The sequence below is a fragment of the Actinosynnema sp. NPDC059335 genome, from assembly GCF_042752395.1.
In the GTDB taxonomy this organism is placed as follows: domain Bacteria; phylum Actinomycetota; class Actinomycetes; order Mycobacteriales; family Pseudonocardiaceae; genus Actinosynnema.
Map to the genome: position 1 here is coordinate 1 of NZ_JBHYXZ010000002.1, position 2,442 is coordinate 2,442.

Here is a 2,442-nt window from a genome sequence, read left to right on the forward strand (position 1 = left end):
AACCAGCGGGGAGTCGACTGGCAGTTCACCACCGACGACGCACGCGTCAAACTCCGCCACCTATACCCCAAAGGTTAGATGCGACGGTCTACTAGGCAGTCCCGGCGTTCCGAGCCAGGTTGGAATACGACACTGACGTCACGTGACGAAAAGAGGCACAATGCCCGCCGGAGGCAACGCCATAGCCCAGATCACCGCGGACAGCCCGCGCGAGCTGGTCGTCGCCGACCTCAGCACCACGCTGTTCGCCTCCTTCGCCCGGCAGGACCAGCGGCGCAAGGGCGGCGAGTACCTGCGCGGCCTGCTCCGGGCGAACGGGCGCAAGTCCATCCGCAACATCGCTCACGCCGTCGGTGGTCAGGCCACCGAGCAGTACCTGCACCACTTCATCAACGACTCGACGTGGGACTGGAAGCCGGTCCGCCGCGCCCTGGGCGGGTACGTCCGGGGCGCGGTCGCGCCCGAGGCGTGGGTGGTGCGGCCCATGGTGATACCGAAGACGGGCAAGCACTCGGTCGGCGTGGGCAGGCGGTTCTGCCCCGACCGGGGCCAGACGCTCAACGCCCAGCAGGCCATGGGCGTCTGGGCGGCGTCGGACGAGCTGGCCGTGCCGGTCGACTGGCGGCTGCACCTGTCCCAGTCGTGGTTACGGGAGGTCGGCAGCCGCAGCAGGCCGGCGTTACCCGACGGCGTGCGCGCCGAACCCGAGACCGAGTGCGTCATCGAGGCGTTCCTCGCCACCGCGGCCCGGGCCGACTTCCCCGACCTGCCCGTGGTGGTGGAGGTGCCCAGGATCGACGTCGCAACGGTCGTCGCCCGCCTGCACCCGCGCACGCCGCTGCTCGTCCGCATCGGCGGCGGCCAGCTCCTGCGGCCGGTCGACCCCACGGCGTCGCGGCGCAGCGCCGAGCCGCGGCCCGCGCACCACATCATGACCGCGGCACGGGTGGCGCGGAAGCCGGTCGCGAGCCGGCTGCCGCTGCTGGCCGCGACCGTGCCGGTGCGCATCGCCGACGCGGTCGGCCGTCCGGTGGACCTGGTGCTGCTGGGCGTCGGGCCGGCGTCGCGGTCCTGGCCCGCCGCGCTGTGGTTGTCCAACCGGCCGGACGTCGACGTGGCGACGCTCGCGCACCTGGCCCGGCTCGCCGACCGGGTCGACCACGACTTCGCCCGGTTCGCCGACCCGGTGGGCGTGCGCGACTTCATCGGCCGGTCCTTCGCGGGCTGGCACCGGCACGTCACCCTCGCGTCGGCGGCCCACGCGGTGTTGGCCCTGACCGACACCGCGTCCGTGCGCCGGGTCGGCTGACCCGCCCCACGGCACCTCTCGTCCACATCGGACGGTTTCCGGAGCACTTCCGCCCCGCTCGGGCGCGGGACCGCGGCCGACGCCCGCCCGCCGACTCCCGGAGCGGTTCCCGCAACCTCCCCGCAACGTTTTCGCAAGGTTACGAGAATCGTTGACAGCTCACCGCGACCGGCCGAACACTGTCTGCGTCGACCGACCCTGACCGAAGGTCGACCAGGCCACCCACCGCGGACCGGGTGCCCGACCGTTGAGCCACGGCGGTCGCCCCACCGCGCCGGGTGCGATCCCGGAGCGCTCCCGCCGCCGTCGCGCCGGTGTCGCACCACGCCGAGTGGCCATTCGCCGGCCTCAACGAGGAGGAAGCACGCATATGGACGAGAACACCCCTGCGCCGCACGCCATCAGCCGCAGGATGTTCATCGGCGGCGCCGGAGCCCTGGCCGTCAGCTCCGGGCTGATCCTGCCCGGCACCGCCCACGCCCAGACCGTCACCACGAACCAGACGGGCAACCACAACGGTTACTACTATTCGTTCTGGACCGACGCCCAGGGCACCGTCTCCATGACCATGGGGTCGGGCGGGCAGTACAGCACCTCGTGGCGGAACACCGGCAACTTCGTGTGCGGCAAGGGCTGGAGCACCGGGTCGCGCCGGACCGTGCGCTACTCGGGCAGCTTCAGCCCGTCGGGCAACGGCTACCTGTGCCTGTACGGCTGGACCTCCGGCCCGCTCGTCGAGTACTACATCGTCGACAGCTGGGGCAACTACCGGCCCACGGGCACGTGGAAGGGCACGGTCACCAGCGACGGCGGCACGTACGACATCTACCAGACGATGCGCTACAACGCGCCGTCCGTGGAAGGCACCAAGACGTTCCCCCAGTTCTGGAGCGTCCGCCAGCAGAGGCGGGTCGGCGGCACCATCACCACCGGCAACCACTTCGACGCGTGGAGCCGGGCCGGCATGCAGCTGGGCAGCTTCCGCTACTACATGATCATGGCGACCGAGGGCTACCAGAGCAGCGGCAGCTCGAACATCACCGTGAGCTGACCCTCCGGTCGACAGCGCGCCCCGTGGGGGGGGGGCACCCAAGGCCCCCCACACCCAAAGGAGGGGCCAAGCACCACCGGGG

2 protein-coding genes are annotated in these 2,442 nt (G+C 71.5%); both read left to right on the top strand.

The annotated features are described in order from the left end of the window. The first annotated feature begins 160 nt into the window (after positions 1-160). Positions 161-1,309: an IS701 family transposase gene (locus ACFXGA_RS00710; RefSeq protein WP_378082975.1), complete on the top strand. Its 1,149-nt coding sequence runs from the start codon at positions 161-163 to the stop codon at positions 1,307-1,309. A 370-nt stretch (positions 1,310-1,679) separates the two neighbouring features. Continuing rightward, positions 1,680-2,360 (top strand): glycoside hydrolase family 11 protein, encoded by a 681-nt coding sequence (locus ACFXGA_RS00715; RefSeq protein WP_378082976.1) that lies wholly within the window; start codon positions 1,680-1,682, stop codon positions 2,358-2,360. Positions 2,361-2,442: the final 82 nt, after the last annotated feature.